Consider the following 504-nt stretch of genomic DNA (forward strand, 5'->3'; position numbering starts at 1 on the left):
ACACGTTTTACAAGGCGATGGCAAAAATACCCCTATTTTTGATGAAGACATAGGCATTGATATACAAAACTTACCTATTGAAGAGCAACAAGCTAATGCGGCTGCGGCAAATTTTTGCGTTCCCACAGCAAAATTAGATAGCTATATTATCCGAGCAGGTGCGTATATTTTTGCTGAAAAGAAAATAATGGCATTTGCTGGCGTTAATAAAATTCACATGGGTTTGGTTGTGGGGCAACTGCATCATCGTACAGGTAAATATCAGCAATTACGCAAGCATCTTGTGCCTATACGTTCTTTTTTATTAGGAAGCGCAATTTATGATGGTTGGGATTTTATGAATGGAGATTAAACGATGAGTGCAAAGAAAAATGAACTAGATAATATTGTAGAGCAATATAAACAAGCCAAAGGCATTGCAGACGGCATTATTGATACGTATGATTTAGCAGGTTGGGCATTAAGCCAAAAACTCTATCAGCCCAATGTGCGTGATGAAATCAA

The 504-nt window shown here is 37.7% G+C and carries 1 protein-coding gene; it reads left to right on the forward strand.

The window, feature by feature from the left end; all coding sequences use genetic code 11:
• Positions 1-352: hypothetical protein (locus L1D47_RS21115; RefSeq protein ID WP_239886659.1), on the forward strand; the 352-nt coding region annotated here is incomplete at its 5' end.
• Positions 353-504: the final 152 nt, after the last annotated feature.

Source organism: Shewanella sp. Isolate7, assembly GCF_022398425.1.
Classification (GTDB): Bacteria; Pseudomonadota; Gammaproteobacteria; order Enterobacterales; family Shewanellaceae; genus Shewanella.